Source organism: Azospirillum sp. 11R-A (assembly GCF_049472615.1).
In the GTDB taxonomy this organism is placed as follows: Bacteria; Pseudomonadota; Alphaproteobacteria; order Azospirillales; family Azospirillaceae; genus Azospirillum; species Azospirillum palustre.
On sequence record NZ_JBCEBL010000020.1, the window covers coordinates 120,192 to 137,695 of the forward strand.

Annotated in this window: 14 protein-coding genes; 12 read left to right on the top strand and 2 right to left on the bottom strand. The window is 69.6% G+C overall.

What is annotated here, in order from left to right; all coding sequences use genetic code 11:
* Nucleotides 1–32 precede the first annotated feature (32 nt).
* The 12 genes from argS to VH569_RS24105 all read left to right on the top strand — a co-directional run bounded on the left by argS (nt 33) and on the right by VH569_RS24105 (nt 12,013).
* Complete coding sequence (argS, locus tag VH569_RS24050) at nt 33–1,793, top strand: arginine--tRNA ligase (RefSeq protein WP_423318531.1); 1,761 nt, start codon at nt 33–35, stop codon at nt 1,791–1,793.
* On the top strand, nt 1,790–2,860 hold the full coding sequence (locus tag VH569_RS24055; protein WP_423318533.1) for an SPOR domain-containing protein: 1,071 nt from the start codon (nt 1,790–1,792) through the stop codon (nt 2,858–2,860). Before argS ends, VH569_RS24055 begins: the two co-directional genes overlap by 4 nt.
* Before the next feature lie 34 nt (nt 2,861–2,894).
* On the top strand, nt 2,895–3,935 hold the full coding sequence (gene nagZ, locus VH569_RS24060; protein ID WP_423318534.1) for a beta-N-acetylhexosaminidase: 1,041 nt from the start codon (nt 2,895–2,897) through the stop codon (nt 3,933–3,935).
* A gap of 16 nt (nt 3,936–3,951) precedes the next feature.
* Nucleotides 3,952–4,629, top strand: coding sequence for a site-2 protease family protein (locus tag VH569_RS24065; RefSeq protein ID WP_109049774.1), 678 nt, complete (start codon nt 3,952–3,954; stop codon nt 4,627–4,629).
* Between the two features lie 11 nt (nt 4,630–4,640).
* Nucleotides 4,641–5,471: a segregation and condensation protein A gene (locus VH569_RS24070; RefSeq protein ID WP_423318535.1), complete on the top strand. Its 831-nt coding sequence runs from the start codon at nt 4,641–4,643 to the stop codon at nt 5,469–5,471.
* Entirely contained in the window at nt 5,464–6,081 is a 618-nt protein-coding gene (gene scpB / locus VH569_RS24075) for an SMC-Scp complex subunit ScpB (RefSeq protein ID WP_376961065.1), read from the top strand. Before VH569_RS24070 ends, scpB begins: the two co-directional genes overlap by 8 nt.
* Nucleotides 6,082–6,242: 161 nt before the next feature.
* Nucleotides 6,243–6,482, top strand: coding sequence for a twin-arginine translocase TatA/TatE family subunit (locus VH569_RS24080; RefSeq protein ID WP_377810844.1), 240 nt, complete (start codon nt 6,243–6,245; stop codon nt 6,480–6,482).
* A gap of 73 nt (nt 6,483–6,555) precedes the next feature.
* Nucleotides 6,556–7,092: a Sec-independent protein translocase protein TatB gene (tatB, locus tag VH569_RS24085; RefSeq protein ID WP_423318537.1), complete on the top strand. Its 537-nt coding sequence runs from the start codon at nt 6,556–6,558 to the stop codon at nt 7,090–7,092.
* A gap of 15 nt (nt 7,093–7,107) precedes the next feature.
* Nucleotides 7,108–7,896 carry a twin-arginine translocase subunit TatC gene (gene tatC, locus VH569_RS24090; RefSeq protein ID WP_098737622.1) on the top strand — a complete coding sequence of 263 codons (789 nt, stop codon included), beginning with the start codon at nt 7,108–7,110 and terminating at the stop codon, nt 7,894–7,896.
* 170 nt (nt 7,897–8,066) lie between these two features.
* Nucleotides 8,067–10,736: an alanine--tRNA ligase gene (gene alaS, locus VH569_RS24095; RefSeq protein WP_423318540.1), complete on the top strand. Its 2,670-nt coding sequence runs from the start codon at nt 8,067–8,069 to the stop codon at nt 10,734–10,736.
* A 74-nt stretch (nt 10,737–10,810) separates the two neighbouring features.
* Entirely contained in the window at nt 10,811–11,143 is a 333-nt protein-coding gene (locus VH569_RS24100) for a DHCW motif cupin fold protein (RefSeq protein WP_423318542.1), read from the top strand.
* Nucleotides 11,144–11,170: 27 nt separating this feature from the next.
* Nucleotides 11,171–12,013, top strand: coding sequence for an AAA family ATPase (locus VH569_RS24105; RefSeq protein WP_109050503.1), 843 nt, complete (start codon nt 11,171–11,173; stop codon nt 12,011–12,013).
* Nucleotides 12,014–12,031: 18 nt separating this feature from the next.
* Here the strand turns inward: VH569_RS24105 and VH569_RS24110 are convergent, their stop codons facing one another.
* Together VH569_RS24110 and VH569_RS24115 are read right to left on the bottom strand one after the other, a co-directional pair.
* The gene (locus VH569_RS24110) at nt 12,032–15,817 is read right to left on the bottom strand and encodes an AAA family ATPase (protein WP_423318544.1); all 3,786 of its coding nucleotides are present in this window, start codon (nt 15,815–15,817) and stop codon (nt 12,032–12,034) included.
* Nucleotides 15,817–17,061 (bottom strand): exonuclease SbcCD subunit D C-terminal domain-containing protein, encoded by a 1,245-nt coding sequence (locus tag VH569_RS24115; protein WP_423318546.1) that lies wholly within the window; start codon nt 17,059–17,061, stop codon nt 15,817–15,819. Before VH569_RS24115 ends, VH569_RS24110 begins: the two co-directional genes overlap by 1 nt.
* Nucleotides 17,062–17,504: the final 443 nt, after the last annotated feature.

Genomic DNA, 17,504 nt, shown 5'->3' on the forward strand with positions numbered 1-17,504 from the left:
CCTGTGACCTCCTGAAAAGACGACCTGAGACGATGAATATTTTCAAGGCCTTCGAGACCGATATTCGCAAGCTGCTGGAAGAGCTGGCCGCCGAGGGTGCCATCCCCGCCGGGCTGGACAGCAGCCGTCTGACGGTCGAGCCGCCGCGCGAGGCCTCGCATGGCGACCTGTCCACCAACGCCGCGATGATCCTGGCGAAGCCGGCGAAGATGGCGCCGCGCGCGCTGGCAGAGCTGCTGGTCGCCAAGCTGAAGGGCCGCGCCGACGTGGCGTCGGTCGAGATCGCCGGTCCGGGCTTCGTCAACCTGCGCCTGACGCCGGACGTCTGGCGCGACCGCATCCGCGACGTGCTGACCGCCGGCGCCGCCTATGGCGACAGCGAGCTGGGGGCCAAGACCCCGGTCAATGTGGAGTATGTGTCGGCCAACCCGACCGGCCCGCTGCATGCCGCCCATGGCCGCGGCGCCGTGTTCGGCGACGCGCTGGCCGCGCTGCTGCAGAAGGCCGGCTACGCCGTCACCCGCGAATATTACATCAACGATGCCGGCGCGCAGGTCGACGTGCTGGGCCGCTCCACCTTCATCCGCTACCGCGAGGCGCTGGGCGAGCAGGTCGGCGAGATCCCTGCCGGCCTCTATCCCGGCGAATATCTGAAGGAGGTCGGCCAGGCCCTGGCGACGCGCGACGGCAACCGCTGGGTCGACACCGACGAGTCCGAATGGCTGCCGGCCTGCCGCGACTTCGCCATCGGCATGATCATGGGCTGGATCCGCGAGGATCTGGGCGCCCTCGGCGTCACGATGGACGTTTACAGCAGCGAGCGCGCGCTGGTGACGGCGGGTGCCGTTCAGACGGCGCTGGCGGCGCTGGAGGAGCGCGGCCTGATCTACACCGGCGTGCTGGAGCCGCCGAAGGGCAAGAAGCCCGACGATTGGGAGCCGCGCCCGCAGACCCTGTTCAAGTCCAGCGACTTCGGCGACGACGTCGACCGGCCGCTGAAGAAGTCCGACGGCTCCTTCACCTATTTCGCCAACGACATCGCCTATCACTACGACAAGTACCGGCGCGGTGCCGCGTCGCTGATCGACGTGCTGGGCGCCGACCATGGCGGCTACGTCAAGCGCATGCAGGCGGCGACGCGGGCGATCTCCGGCGGCGAGGCCGAGCTGGACGTGAAGCTGTGCCAGCTGGTCCATCTGATGCAGAACGGCCAGCCGGTGAAGATGTCCAAGCGCGCCGGCACCTTTGTGACGCTGCGCGACGTCATCGATCAGGTCGGCAAGGATGTCGTCCGCTTCATCATGCTGACCCGCCGCAACGACCAGACGCTGGACTTCGACTTCGCCAAGGTGACGGAGCAGTCGAAGGACAACCCGGTCTTCTACGTGCAGTATGCCCACGCCCGCTGCCGCTCGGTGCTGCGCCATGCCGCGACCGCCCTGCCGCAGCTGGACCAGGCGCCGGCCTCGCTCGCCGCCGCAGCGAACCTCGCCCGTCTGGACGCCGAGGAGGAGATGGCGCTCGCCAAGCGCATGGCCACCTGGCCGCGCGTGGTCGAGGCGGCGGCCGAGGCGCATGAGCCGCACCGCATCGCCTTCTTCCTCTACGACCTCGCCAGCGACTTCCACGCGCTGTGGAACCGGGGCCGCGACGATGCCTCGCTGCGCTTCCTGATCGAAGGCGATGCGGAGCTGACGACGGCCCGTCTGGCGCTGATCGCCGCGGTGGCGACGGTCATCGCCTCGGGCCTGACGGTGATGGGCGTGGAACCGGTGGAGGAATTGCGTTCATGAAGTACGACGGCGACGTCAACTACGCGGCCAATCCCTATGGGATGCCGCCCCGACAGTCCGCGAACAGGCGCGGGCTGCTGGCGCTCGGCTTCGCCGTGGTCGGCGTCGTGACGTTCGCCGGTGCGGCGGTGATCGGGCTGCGCGGCCCGTCGCGGCTGTCCGGCGACGGGCCGCCGCTGCTGACCGCGGAAGCCGGCCCGTCCAAGGCCCGTCCCGACCAGCCGGGCGGGATGGAGGTGCCGCACCAGGACATCCTGGCCTATGAGCGGCTGCGCGACCATGACGGCGGCCGCGGCAATCAGGTGGAACGGCTGCTGCCGCCGCCGGAGGTGCCGCTGCCGCGTCCGGTGGTGACGCCGCAGATGCCGGCCGTGGTGCCGCTGCCCTCGGTGGCGTCGGTGGCCCAGCTGCCGCCGGGCGCCACCGCCACCGTCCCGCGCGACAGCGTCGCCGCGGCGGTCGCGGCGGCTGCTCCGCTTGCGGCGCCGGAACCGGTGCCCGGTCTGCCCGCAGCCACGTCGACAGCGGTCGTTCCGGCCCCGGCGGCGCAGGCCCCGGCCATCCAAACTCCGCCCAGCGTTGCCGCCAAGCCGCAGCAGCCCCCGGCCGCTCCGGCCAAACCGGCTCCGCAGCAGCAGGTCGCTTCGGTCGCCAAGCCGCCCGCCCCGCCGGCCACGCCGCCGGCGCAGCAGAATGCCGCCCCGTCGGTGGGGCAGTTGATCGCCAAGCTGGAGGCCGCGTCCCTGCCGGCCGCCCCGTCCAAGGCGGCGCCGCAGCCGGCGAAGCCGGCGGCGGGTCCCGCCCCGGCGGCCGGCGGCAGCGGCGGCTGGCGTGTCCAGCTGGCGTCGGTGCGCAGCGAAGGCGAGGCCGCGGCCGAATGGCGCCGCCTTGCCGGCCGCCACCCCGACGCGCTCGGCGGGCTGTCGATGCAGGTCGCCAAGGTCGATCTGGGCGAGAAGGGCATCTTCTATCGGGTGCAGGGCGCCGGCGCCGATGAGACGCGGGCCAAGTCGGCCTGCGCCCAGCTGCGCGCGCAAAACGTGGGGTGTGTGGTTGTCCGTCCCTGATTCTTCTAGCCTCGATTCCGTTGGACTTGAGTCTGTGAGTTCCCCCCAGGTCTCCCACCCGCGCGCGGTCGTCTTCGGCTGCGCCGGGTTGGAGGTGACGGCCGACGAGGCCGCCTTCTTCCGCGATGCCGATCCGCTCGGCTTCATCCTCTTTCGCCGCAACTGCGACAGCCGTGACCAGATGCGCCGGCTGGTCGACGATCTGCGCGCCAGCGTCGGCCGGGCCGACGCTCCGGTCCTGATCGACCAGGAAGGCGGCCGGGTCGCGCGCATGCGCCCGCCGCACTGGCCGGCCCATCCGCCGATGGGCGCGATCGGCGCGCTTGGCGAACTCGATGCCGCCGCCGGGCGCGAAGCCGCCTGGATCAACGGCCGTCTGCTCGCCCATATGTTGACCGAGGTCGGCATCACGGTGGATTGCGCGCCGGTCTGCGACGTTCCGGTGGAGGGCGCGCACGACATCATCGGCGACCGTGCCTTCTCGCGCGATCCCGCCCTGGTGATCGACCTCGCCCGCGCCACCGCCGACGGGCTGCTGGCCGGCGGGGTGCTGCCAATGATCAAGCACATCCCCGGCCATGGCCGCGCCTTTACCGACAGCCATGCCGAGCTGCCGGTGGTCGAGGCCGACCGCGCCGCGCTGGAGGCGACCGACTTCGCCCCCTTCCGCGCGCTGGCCGACCTGCCGCTGGCGATGGTGGCGCATGTGGTGCTGAAGGCCATCGACCCGACCGCCCCCGCCAGCACCTCGGCGATTGTGGTGCGCGAGGTGGTGCGCGGGCCGTCCATCGGCTTCGGCGGCCTGCTGTTCAGCGACGATTTGTCGATGAACGCGCTGCGGGGCGACCCAAGGACGCGGGCCGAAGCGGTGCTGGCGGCCGGCATGGATGTCGTGCTCCACTGCAATGGCGATCTGGCCGAGATGCGGTCGATCCTCGGCGCCGTTCCGCTGCTGAGCGGGGTGGCGGCGGAGCGCTGGGCGCGGGCGGAAGCGATGCGCCATGCGCCGGAGGCGGCGGACATCGCGGCATTGACGAACCGGCTGGCCGAGCTTCTCGGCACGGCGCAGACCTGACGGACGGGAGCGGACGATGGAGGAATGGATCTTCCAGGTGACGGCCGTGGCCCTGCCGGCCATCCTCGCCATCACCATGCATGAGGCGGCGCACGGCTTCGTCGCCTGGAGGCTGGGCGACGACACCGCCTATCGGCTGGGGCGCGTCACCTTCAACCCGATCCGTCACATCGACCCGTTCGGCACGGTGCTGCTGCCGGCGCTGATGTATTTCACCACCGGCTTCGTCTTCGGCTGGGCCAAACCGGTGCCGGTCAATTTCGCCCGGCTGGACCATCCGCGCCGCGACATGGTGTGGGTGGCGCTGGCCGGTCCGGGGACCAACTTCCTGCTGGCGGTGGCGTCGGCGGTGATCTGGCGGCTGGTCAATCCGGAAAACAGCTATATCGAGCTGTGGATCCGCTCCGCCGCCGAGGTGTCGGTCCTGGTCAACGTCATCCTGATGGTGTTCAACCTGATCCCGCTGCCGCCGCTGGACGGCGGTCGCGTCGCGGTCGGCATCCTGCCCGATGTCCTGGCGGTGCCGCTGGCGAAGCTGGAGCGCTTCGGGCTGCTGATCCTGATGGCGGCCTTCTTCCTGCTGCCGATGCTGGGGCGCCAGATTGGCATGGACCTCAGCGTCATGCATTGGGTGCTGGGGCCGCCCGTCGATGCGGTGATCGACTTCATCCGCGTCCTGACCGGCAACGACTGATAGGGTATCGAATGGCCGATCTGCTGGCCGAGCGCGAGGCCGGCTCTCCCGAGGTTGCGGAGGAGTCGGCGTCCGAACAGCTGTTGCTGGTTCTGGACGGCTTCGAGGGGCCGCTCGACATGTTGCTGGCGCTGGGGCGCGACCAGAAGGTCGACCTGACGCGCATCTCCATTCTGGAACTGGCCGACCAGTATCTCCGCTTCGTGGCGGAGGCGCGGAAATTGCGGCTGGAGCTGGCCGCCGACTATCTGGTGATGGCGGCGTGGCTGGCCTACCTGAAGTCGCGGCTGCTGCTGCCCGAGCCGGAGGGGGAGGAGCCGTCCGGCGAGGACATGGCCGCCGCCCTCGCCTTCCAGCTCCAGCGGCTGGAAGCGATGAAGGGTGTCGCCGAAAAGCTGTTCGCCCGCCCGCGGCTGGGCATCGACCTCCACCCGCGCGGCGCGCCGGAGGATTTGGACCTGCGCCGCAAGTCGGTCTACGAGGTCACGCTGTTCGACCTGCTGCGCGCCTACGGCCAGCAGCGCGCCCGCAAGGAATCCGGTGTCCTGCACATCGCCCCGGTCCGCCTCTACTCGATGGAGGAGGCGGTGCGGCGCCTGTCCTCGCTGCTGGGCCGCATGCCGGACTGGGCGACGCTGGCGAGCTTCCTGCCGGGCGGGGAGGGCGGCGGGCTGCTGACCCGCTCGGCGCTCGCCGCGCATTTCGCCGCGACGCTGGAACTGGCCAAGGCCGGCCGGGTGGAACTGCGCCAGGAGGGCGCCTTCGCCCCGCTCTATGTCCGCGGGCGGGCGGCCGGTGCCCAGGACGGCGACATTTCGGAAGAAGCGCAATCGCATGATTAAGGAAGTCACCGACGCCCACGAGGCGGAGGCCCGCATCGGCAAGCTGCGCCTGCTGGAAGCCCTGCTGTTCGCCTCAAGCGAGCCGCTGGACGAGGAGACGCTGGCCGGCCGCATCGGGCCGGAGGTCGGCCTGCTGCTGGAGGAGCTGCGCGCCCATTACGCCCCGCGCGGCGTCAATCTGGTGCGCACCGGCGGCGGCTGGGCTTTCCGCACCGCGGTCGATCTGGCGCCGGAACTGCGGCGCGAGGAGGAGGTGTCGCGCAAGCTCTCCCGCGCGGCCATCGAGACGCTGGCGATCATCGCCTACCACCAGCCGGTGACCCGCGGCGAGATCGAATCCATCCGCGGTGTGGCGACCAGCAAGGGCACGCTGGACCTGCTGATGGAGCATGGCTGGATCCGGCCGGGCAAGCGGCGGGAGACGCCGGGCCGGCCGCTGACCTGGATCACCACCGACCATTTCCTCGACCATTTCGGGCTGGAGACCTTGCGCGACCTGCCCAGCGTCGACGACCTGCGTGCCGCCGGCCTGCTGGACAGCCGCCCGGTGCTGCTGGGGCTGGGGGCGACGGCCGACGACAGCGCGCTCGGGACGGGCGACGAGACATAAGCCGCAGGCGGGGGCTCGGTTTTTCTCCGGCGTCCGCGCGAATTCCCGTGAAACCTCAATGACAACCGGTTAAGGATGGTGGTGCGAACGTTGCGGCACCCTGGCCTTTCTGCCATAGTGCCGGCCCGCCGCAAAGGCCGTTCAAACGTGATAGGCGCGCCATGGGTTCTTTCAGCATCTGGCACTGGATCATCGTTCTTCTGATCGTTCTTCTGCTGTTCGGCGCCGGTAAGCTGCCGAAGGTGATGGGCGATCTTGCCAAGGGCGTGAAGTCCTTCAAGGCTGGGTTGCAGGACGACAGCGACGATGCCGCTCCCGGCGCCAACGCCAAGACCATTCCGAACCAGCCGGCCAACACGGCCGAAGCCGCGGCCAAGAAGGACGAGGCGGTCCGCAGCTGACCGGCAGGCGCGCGGCCGCCCCTCCGGGCACCGCACGCCACCCTGCCCACCGCATTCGTGAAGCCGGAAGAACATGTTCGACATCGCTTGGTCCGAACTGATGGTGATCGCCGTCATCGCCCTTGTGGTCATTGGACCCAAGGATCTGCCCAAGGCGATCTTCACGCTCGGCAAATGGGTGCGTAAGGCACGGGTCGTCGCCCGCGAGTTCCAGACGCACATCGACGACATGATGCGGGAAACCGAGTTGGACGAGCTTCGCAAGGAAGCGCTGAAGACCCGCGACCTGAACATCAAGAAGATGATGGAGGACACCATCGACCCGAAGGGGGAGGTGGGCAAGGCCTTCGACGCCAAGGAATTCGATGTGGGCCTGAACGGCCATGCCGGCAGCACGCCGGAACCGGACCTGCCCCAGTCGCCGACCCCGGTTCCATCCCCGGCTGCTCCGGCCGTGACGGACAGCGTGGGGCCGGCCGGCGCTCCGTCGCCGATCACGACCTCGCCGATCACCACCGAACCCGCTCCGCCGGCCCCGGTGCCGCAGCCCGCTCCGGCCCCGCGGCCGGACGTCGTGGCCGCCGCCCAGCCGACCGACAAGCAGACCTGAAGACAAAGACGGCCCATGACCGGCGATACGCAGCAGGACGAACTCGAAGACAGCAAGATGCCGCTGATCGATCATCTGATCGAGCTGCGGAACCGGCTGATGTGGGCGATCGGCGCAATCCTGATCGCCTTCCTGCTGTGCTATGCGGTGTCGGACAAGATCTACAATTTCCTGGTCCAGCCGCTGGCCGACATCCTGGCGGGGCAGGGGCGCCGGATGATCTACACCGGCCTGACCGAAGCCTTCTTCACCTATGTGAAGGTGGCGTTCTGGGCCGGCTGCTTCATCTCCTTCCCGGTGATCGCCAGCCAGATCTGGATGTTCGTGGCGCCCGGCCTCTACAAGCACGAGCGCAAGGCGTTCCTGCCCTTCCTGATCGCCACCCCGGTGATGTTCCTGACCGGTGCCGGCATCGTCTATTACTTCATCTTCCCGATGGCCTGGCGCTTCTTCCTGGGCTTCGAGTTCCACCCGGACGGCAGCAACGCCCTGCCCATCGAGTTCGAGGCGCGCGTTGGCGAATATCTGCATCTGGTGATGTCGCTGATCTTCGCCTTCGGCATCGCCTTCCAGCTGCCGGTGCTGCTGACCCTGCTGGTCCGCGTCGGCATCGTCAGCACCGACGCCCTGGCGTCCAAGCGCCGCTACGCCATCGTCGGCGCCTTCATCGCCGCCGCGGTGCTGACCCCGCCCGACGTGATCAGCCAGGTCAGTCTGGCGCTGCCGCTGATCGCGCTCTACGAGATCGCGATCGTCATCGGGCGCCGGATCGAAAAGGCACGGGCCGCCGCGGAAGCCGAGTGATCGGCGGCAACGCGCCCGCAGCATTTTGCCAGGGGCAATTCGCCACTGGCAAAATGCCTGCCGTGACCTAGGGTAATAATCCGTCCGTCGTGGACATGCCGCCATTCTCGCGCTAAAAGCACGGTTCGGCCAACAAAAGGCCTCAGCCGCGCACCCGGAGCCTTGACCGTATGCAGACCGCCAACGACATCCGTCGCACGTTCCTGGATTTCTTCGCCAAGCAGGGCCATCAGAAGGTCGATTCGTCGCCGCTCGTGCCGCGCAACGACCCGACGCTGATGTTCACCAACGCCGGCATGGTCCAGTTCAAGAACGTCTTCACCGGTGCCGAGACGCGGCCCTACAAGCGCGCGACCACCTCGCAGAAATGCGTGCGCGCCGGCGGCAAGCACAACGACCTCGACAATGTCGGCTACACCGCGCGGCACCACACCTTCTTCGAGATGCTGGGGAACTTCTCCTTCGGCGATTATTTCAAGGACGACGCCATCGCGTTCGCCTGGAACCTGATCACCAAGGAATACGGGCTGCCGGCCGACAAGCTGCTGGTGACGGTCCACACCTCCGACGAGGACGCGGCGGGCATCTGGCGCAAGGTCGCCGGCCTGTCGGACGACCGCATCATCCGCATCCCGACCGACGACAATTTCTGGCGCATGGGCGACACCGGCCCCTGCGGCCCCTGCTCCGAGATCTTCTTCGACCATGGCCCGTCGATTGCCGGCGGCCCGCCGGGCAGCCCGGACCAGGACGGCGACCGCTTCATCGAGATCTGGAACCTCGTGTTCATGCAGTATGAACAGCTGGGTCCGGACAATCTGGTGGCGCTGCCCAGGCCGTCCATCGACACCGGCATGGGGCTTGAGCGTCTGGCCGCCGTCCTGCAAGGCAAGCACGATAACTACGACATCGACCTGATGCGGGCGCTGATCACGGCGTCGGCCGAGGCGACCAAGACGTCGCCGGACGGCGCGCATGCCGTGTCGCACCGCGTCATCGCCGACCATCTGCGCTCGACCTCCTTCCTGATCGCCGACGGCGTGCTGCCGTCGAACGAGGGCCGCGGCTATGTGCTGCGCCGCATCATGCGCCGCGCCATGCGTCACGCCCACATGATCGGCGCGCGCGAGCCGCTGATGCACCGTCTGGTCCCGGCGCTGATCCAGCAGATGGGCGACGCCTATCCGGAGCTGAACCGCGCCCGGGCCCTGATCGTCGAGACGCTGAAGCTGGAGGAGACCCGCTTCAAGCAGACGCTGGAGCGCGGCCTGCGCCTGCTGGAGGACGAGGTCGGCCATCTGGGCGAAGGCCAGCCGCTGGCCGGCGATGTTGCCTTCAAGCTGTACGACACCTACGGCTTCCCGCTCGACCTGACGCAGGACGTTCTGCGCGGCCAGGGCCGTGGCGTCGACGAGGCCGGCTTCAAGGCGGCGATGGACGAGCAGCGCCGCAAGGCCCGCGAGTCCTGGGCCGGCTCGGGCGAGGTCGGCACCGAGAAGCTGTGGTACGAGATCAAGGACGAGCTGGGCGCCACCGAGTTCTTCGGCTACGACACCGAAGTCGCCGAGGGCAAGGTGACCGCCATCGTCAAGGGCGATGCCCGTGTCGAGGCCGCCGGCATCGGCGATCAGGTGCTGGTCGTCGTCAACCAGACGCCCTTCTACGGCGAATCGGGCGGTCAGGTCGGCGATGCCGGCGTGATCTTCTCCGCCGGCGGGGCCGAGGTCGCGGTGTCCGACACGCTGAAGAAGCTGGGTGCCGTGTGGGCTCATGTCGGCACGGTGACCAAGGGCACGCTCAAGGTCGGCGACGTGGTCGAACTGCGCGTGGACACCGAGCGCCGCTCCGCCATCCGCGCCAACCACTCCGCCACCCACCTGCTGCACGAGGCGCTGCGCCATCGCCTGGGCGACCATGTCACCCAGAAGGGCTCGCTGGTGGCGCCGGAGCGGCTGCGCTTCGACATCAGCCAGCCGACCGGCCTGACCGGTGCCGACATCGCCGCCATCGAGGACGAGGTGAACCGCCGCGTGCTCGCCAACAGCGAGGTCATCACCCGCCTGATGTCCCCGGACGAGGCCCGCGCCCAGGGCGCCATGGCGCTGTTCGGCGAGAAGTACGGCGATGAGGTCCGTGTCGTCTCGATGGGCGGCCGGCATGGCGAGCAGGATCGCGACTACTCCATCGAGCTGTGCGGCGGCACCCATGTCCGCCGCACCGGCGACATCGGCGTGTTCAAGATCGTCTCCGAAGGCGCCGTCGCCGCCGGCGTCCGCCGCATCGAGGCGCTGACCGGCACCGGCGCCAAGGCGTGGCTGTCCGAGCGCGACCATCTGCTGACCGAGGCGGCGAGCGTCCTCAAGGTCAAGCCCGACGAGGTTCCGGCCCGTGTGGCGGTCCTGGTCGAGGAACGCCGCAAGATGGAACGCGAACTGGCCGACCTGCGCCGCCAAGTGGCGATGGGGGGTGGCGCCAAGGCCGACGGCGGCAACGAGGCCAAGGATGTGGCGGGCGTCAAGCTGGCCGCCCGCGTGGTCGAAGGCCTGCCAGCCAAGGACCTGAAGCCGATGGCCGACGAGCTGAAGAAGCAGGTCGGCTCCGGCGTCGTCGTGCTGATCGCGTCCAACGAGGGCAAGGCCTCCATCGTCATCGGCGTGACCGACGATTTGACCGCGACCGTCAGCGCCGTCGATCTGGTCCGTGTCGGCGCCGAGGCGCTGGGCGGCAAGGGCGGCGGTGGCCGGCCGGACATGGCGCAGGCCGGCGGCCCCGACGCCTCGCTGGCGCCGGCGGCCATCGAGGCCATCGAAAAGGCGATTGCGGCCAGGAAGGCCTCCTGATCCCATCGATACCCGGCCCCCGGTTCGCTCCGGGGGCCGTTTTTCTGTTTGTGCCGTCTTGATAAGGTCCGGCGATGGAACTCCCGACTCTTCCCTTCACCGTGACCGACTGGTCCGCCGTTCCCGTTACCGAACATCCGGGCAAGACCGGGCTTGCCCGCTGGCGCAGCTTCCACTCCGGGGAATTGCGGGTGCGGCTGGTCGAATACACGCCGGGCTATCTGGCCGACCATTGGTGCGACCGCGGCCATGTGCTGTTCGTGGTCAGCGGCGAGCTGATCACCGAGCTGAAGGATGGCCGCCGCTTCGTCCTGACCGCCGGCATGAGCTATCAGGTCTCCGATTTCGGCGACCATCCGCACCGATCCTCGACCGAAATCGGCGCCACCCTGTTTATCGTCGACTGAAACGTCTTCGCTTGAGGGAGCCTGTCCATGCGCTTCACCGGTACCGACCGCTACGTTGCCACCGACGACCTGATGGTGGCGGTCAACGCCGCCATAACGCTGGAGCGGCCGCTTCTGGTGAAGGGCGAACCGGGCACCGGCAAGACGGTGCTGGCGGTGGAGATCGCCCGGGCGCTGAACAAGCCGCTGCTGTCCTGGCATGTCAAATCGACCACCAAGGCGCAGCAGGGCCTCTACGAATACGATGCGGTCAGCCGGCTGCGCGACAGCCAGCTGGGCGAGGCGAAGGTCCATGACATCGCCAACTACATCGTCCGCGGCAAGCTGTGGGAAGCCTTCGAAGCGCCGGAGTCGCCGGTCCTGCTGATCGACGAGATCGACAAGGCCGACATCGAGTTTCCCAACGACCTGCTGCTGGAACTCGACCGCATGGAGTTCCACGTCTACGAGACCCGCCAGACGATCAAGGCGGCCAAGCGCCCCATCGTCATCGTCACCTCCAACAACGAGAAGGAGCTGCCGGACGCCTTCCTGCGCCGCTGCTTCTTCCACTACATCCGCTTCCCCGAGCGCGAGACGATGGAGCGGATCGTCGAGGTTCATTATCCCGGCCTGAAGTCGGCCCTGCTGCGCGAGGCGCTGAACCTCTTCTATGACCTGCGCGAGGTTCCGGGCCTGAAGAAGAAGCCCTCCACCTCGGAACTGCTGGACTGGATCAAGCTGCTGATGGTCGAGGATGTCGATCCGGAGACCCTGCGCGCCAAGGATGCCCGCACGCTGATCCCGCCGCTGTGCGGTGCGCTGCTGAAGAACGAGCAGGATGTCCACACGCTGGAACGGCTGGCGTTCCTGGCCAAGCGGGGGCGGTGAGGGGCTGCCGCCTGCTCTTCAAACCCCCTCCACCTCCTCCATCGCCAGCCCCAGCGCCGTTCCGGCGACCGACTGCACCGTCACCCGGCTGCGCCCGCCGCCCAGCGGCAACACGCGGATCTGCGTGCCGATGCGCTCGACCATCGCCGGCACGTGGCTGATGACGCCGACCTGACGCCCGCCGGCTTGTAGCGCCTCCAGGCAGGACAGCGCCACGTCCAGGCTGTCGGGATCGAGCGTGCCGAACCCCTCGTCGATGAACAGCGTGCCGATCCCGCCGGAGGTCCCCGCCGCCATCGCCGACAGCCCGAGCGCCAGGGCCAGCGAGACCAGGAACAGTTCGCCGCCCGACAGGCTGTGCACGCCGCGCCGCTCGTCGCCCATTTCGCGGTCGACCACCTGGATCTCCAGATCGGCCCCGGCCACCCGTTCCAGCCGGTAGCGGCGGGCGAGATCCTCCAGATGCCGGTTGGCATGGGTCAGCAGCAGGTCCAGGCTCAGGCTCTGGGCGAAATTGCGCATCTTCTGCCCGGTCGACGAACCGATCAGCTGCGCCATCTTGCCCCACAGCGCGCAACGGGCCTGCCGCGCCTCGATGTCCGCCATCAGCCCGGCCAGCCGCTGCCGGTTGGCATCGTCCGCCTCAAGCCGTCCGCGCGCTGAGCCTAAGCGGTCGCGGTCGCGCTCCAGCACTGCACGGATGCGCTCCGCCGCAGCCCCAGCCTCCTCGACGCTCTGTGCCGGACGACCCGCGGCATGATGGTCGCCGCGCTGACGCCGCCGTTCGGCGACCACCAGAGCGGCATCGCCGCGCGCGCGCTCCAGCACCGCCAGCGCCAGCTCTTCCGCGTCCAGCTCGCTTTCGGGCGCAGCCAGCAGCCGGCGGATCTCCTCCAACCCGACCCCGCGCCCGGTGGCCGCACGGTCCAGCCGTTCTCCGGCTGCCTTGGCCTTGTCGACGCAACGTCTTGCCGCCTCGCCGCGGGTTTCCCGCTCCTGTTCCGCGGCCGACAGTCGGGCGATGGCGTCCTGCCGGGCGAAGGTGGCCTTCTCGACCAGGGCTTCGGCTTCATGCTTCTGCGCGGCCAGCGCGGTGCGCACCTCCGACACCGGCCGTCCGCCCAGCACGGCACCGCGCGCCGTCCGGGCCTCCGCAAGCCGTCCGGCGAGATCGGCTGCCCGATTGCGCGCCTCGTCCTCCGCCCGCTGCGCGGCCTCACGTTCGGCGCTCTGCACCGCCCGCTCGCCGCTCGCCCGCTCGACCTCGCGGGCGGCATGGGCCAGACCGTCGCTCTTCTCGCGATAGTCGCTCACCCGCCTTGCCAAAGCGGCCCGGTAGCCCTCCGGGTCCCGCTCCAGCAGCGCCTGCCACCCGGCCTCTCCCGCCAGGCCGTCAGCCAGCTCGGCCAGCGCGGAGTCCCGGTCGGCCTCCGCCCGCTCCAGCGCCGCCGCCGCCAGGGCCAGGGCCTGCCGACCGTCGGCCAGCCGCTGCCGGGTCGCCTCGCACTCGCTTGCCAGACCGGCAGCCGCGGTTTCCAGCCGCCGATGCTCCAGCTGCGCCGCATCCAGCCGCCGTCGATGGTCGAGCGCTTGCTCCTCATCCTGTGCGATGGCGGCCATCCGGCGGTCCACCGCATCGACTTGCCCGCGGATGGCCATGAGGATGTCGGTGTGTGTGTCGGTGAGCGTTCCGCCCCCGGCTTCCCAATCGACGGCCGCCGCCTGCGCGGCCCAGCGCGCGTCAAGCCCGTCGGCCTCCCGCGCCATCGCCGACAGCCGCGCGGTCAGCGCTTCGGCCCCCTTGCGCGCCGCCAGTTCCGCCGCTTCCAGTGCCGCATGCCGGGCGACCGTCGCGGCCAGGGCCTCGCGCAATCCGGCAAGATGCGTTTCCTGATCCCGTGTCACCCGGCCCAGCGGCGTCGCTCCCGCGCCCGCCCAGGGATGATCCGCCGATCCGCAGACCGGGCAGGGCTCGCCTTCGGCCAGCCGGCCGCGCAGGCTTTCGACATCCTCGCGCTGGGCCAGCAGCAGCCGTTGCAGGGTACGCTCCGCCTCATCGACCGCGGCCTGCCGTCCGGCCCGGCTTTCGGCAAGCTCCCGCGCCGACGTTCCGTCGCGTTCCGCCTCTCCCAGCAGCCGCAGCCGCTCTCCGTCCGCGGCGGTGCGCTCGGCTTCCAGCCGTTGCCGCGCCTCTCCGGTGGTCAGCAGCGCCAGCAGCCCGTCGCGTCGTCGTCCGGCCTCCGACCGCGCTTGCCGCGCCTCCTCCAGCGACGGCACCGTTATGCCGCGCAAGTTTTCCAGCGCCTTCTCGGCCGAACGGCAACGCTCCCGCGCCTCGGTCAGCCGTCCTTCCATGGTGCTTGCCGCGGCTTCGGTCGCCGCAAGCTCCCGCTCCAGCCGTTGGCGCTCCTGCGCGGCGGCCTTTCCGCTCCGTCCATCGGCGACGATGCGCGCCAGCAGCCGGTCCCAGCGCTCCCACTGTCCGGCCACCGCCGCGAAGCCAGCCTGCTCGCGCAGCCAGACCTCCAACCTCGCGGCATCGCTGCGGGCCGAGGACAGCGTGGCGTCGATGTCCTGCATTGCCTTCCGCAGCGCGATGCTGCGCTGGACCGCGACCTTCGCCGCCGCGTCGGCGGTCCCCTGTTCGCCGGTCAGGGTTGCGATCCGTCCATCCAGGTCGACCGCGCGGTCGAGATCGGGCTCGGCCCTGGCCTGCCCGGCACATGCCACCTCGAAGCGGCGCCGGGCCTCGCCATGGCGGCCGGTCGCCTCATCCACCGCCAACCGTGCCGCGGCCAGGGCCGTCTCCGACCGCTCCACTGCGGCCGCGGCCTCCGCCGCCTCGTTGCGCGCGCGGTCGGCATCCGCCAGCACCGGCCGCAGCGGCTGCATCCCGCGCAGCGCGACAGCCGCATTGCGCCGCTCCTCCGCGTCGCTCCACGCGTGCTCCGCCGCTTCGGCCGCCGCGACCGCCTTGCTTTCCGCCGCGGCGAGCTGGCTGTCGCGCTCATGCCAAGCCAGAGCTGCCTGGGCGAGCGCCAACGCCTGTTCGCCGCTCCGCACCGCCTTCGCCGCCTCGCCGGCCTCGGCTTGCAGGGCAGTCCGGTCGTCGTCGCCCAGCACCCCGATGCCGCCGCCATGCGTCACCAGCCGGTCGAGCGCCTGCTTTTCCGCAGTCGCCCTCTCATGTGCCGCAATCGACAGGCGCGAGTAAATCTCCGTCCCCGTCAGCAGTTCCAGCAGGGCGGAGCGGTCGCGCGGCGGCGCCTTCAGGAAGGTGGCGAAGTCGCCCTGGGCCAGCAGGACCGCGCGCCGGAACTGTTCGAAGCTCAGCCCAAGCCGCCGCTCGATTTCCTCGAGCACGCTCTTCTTGCCGTCCCCAAAGCGGCGTTCGCCGTCCAGGCTGCTCAGCGACATGCTCTGCTGCTGCAAAGCGCCCTGAGCCTTCTGCCGCGCTCGCCGCACTTCCCAACGGGCGCGATAGGCCTCGCCGTCGATGCCGATGAAATCCACCTCGGCCCAGCCGAAACCCGCGCCGCGCCGCAGGATCGTCCGCACGTCGGTGGTGCGGATGCTGTTGGGATCGCCCTCCGGCCCCAGCATCTCGCCGCGCCCTTCCGGCAGCCGTGGCATGCTGTCGAACAGGGCGAGGCACAGGGCATCCAGGATGGTGCTCTTGCCGGCGCCGGTCGGCCCGGTGATGGCGAACAGCCCGGCCCGCCGCAGCGGCTCCCGGTCGAAATCGATGGCGAAGGGGCCGTCCAGGCTGGTCAGGTTGGCGCCGCGAACCGCGAGAATCCGCATCACATCGTCTCCTGCACGCCGGTCAGCAGCTCATGGAAGGCCGCCATCAGGTCCGGTTCGGGATCGCCGTCGTGGCTGCGGCGGTAGAGACGGCGGAAAACCTCCTCCGGCTCCAGCGATGCCAGATCGACCGGCGGCGCGCTGTCCGCCAGGGTCTGGCCGCTGCCGGTCAGCCGCACCCCCAGCTTCAGCAGCCGCACCGGCCGACCGGCCAGCAGGGCCTCGACCTCGTCGCGCAGGGCGGGGCGCGGTTCCGGCAGCGTGACCGTCACCTCCAGAAAAGGCCAGGCATCGCGCGGCAGGCCGTTGTCCAGCTCCAGCCGCTTCAGCCTGTCGAGCGCCGCCTCCGGACTGGCTTCGCTGACCCGGTGGATCGCGACATGGCGCGGCACCCGCAACGCCTCATGCCCGACCAGCCGGCCGCCCGCGAACTCGGTCAGCACCACCTGATGGGGATAGGGCTGCTCGTCCAGCGCCAGCGGGATCGGCGATCCGCTGTAGCGCACCGCCTCGCGCCCGCCGACCGCCTGCGCCCGGTGCAGGTGGCCGAGCGCCACATAAGCGGCATCGTCCGGGAAGATGTCGACCGGCAGGGCATGCAGGTTGCCGCCCAGGATCTTGCGTTCGCTCAACTCGGACAGGGCACCGCCGCGCATATAGCAATGTCCGGTCAGGATCAGCGCCTCACTCCGGCCGCAGCGCTCCCGCCCACCGCTCCAGGCTTGGCTATAGAGCCGCCGCACCCCTTCGATCAGCGGATCGATGTCCTCGGCCTCCTCGACCGCCGGCAGGTCGGACGGCCGCAGATAGGGCATGGCGACACAGCGGGCCGCGACGGTGCCATCGGCGTCGTGCAGCGGCACGATCAGCGGCGACGGGTCGAACATCCCGGCGGCGGAAGCGGGCAGGGTGCCGATCACCCGCACACCCATTTCGGTCATCAGCGGCGAAGGGGCCTCCAGACGGCTGGCGCTGTCATGGTTGCCGGCGACCACCACGATGTCGAGCCGCGGGTGCTGCGCCTTCGCCCGCGCAACGAACCTGTAGAAGAGCGCAAGGGCCGGGATCGGCGGGTTCTGCCCGTCGAACACATCGCCGGCGATCACCAGCGCATCCACCCGATGCTCGCCGATGCGGTCGATCAGCCAGTCGAGGAAGCAGGCATGCTCGGCATCGCGGGGAATCCCGTGCAGGGTCTGGCCCAGATGCCAGTCGGCGGTGTGGAGAAGACGGAAGCTCCGCATGGTCCTGCGCTCGCAACGAAACGATGAGCCACTCTACGGATCGCGCCATCGGCCGCGCCTGCGAAAAATGACGCTGCCGAAAAAATGACGGAGCGATGAAAAAAGCGCTTGCGCGGTTTGGGGGAGGGCGCCTATAAACCGCTCCACCGACGGCGGGGCGCTGATTGAGGCGCGGCGGCGGTGGCAGAAACGGAAGAGAAAACAGCGACTTAGCGGTTTTGATCTTCCGGCTTCGACCGAAATTCTCCGGTCATTCCGATCCGATCCTCTCCGAAAAGGGGATGCGGAAGAGCGACCGGTGCGACGCGTATCAGCGTTGCGGGCTCTTTGACAAGTTTATACCGTGTTGTGAGAAGGGATGCGCAGGCGGCGGCAGTTGGTAGCCGTTGCTACGGCGGTCCTGTCAGTCGTGGCTTCGGTCACGATCTGAACCTGAGAGTTTG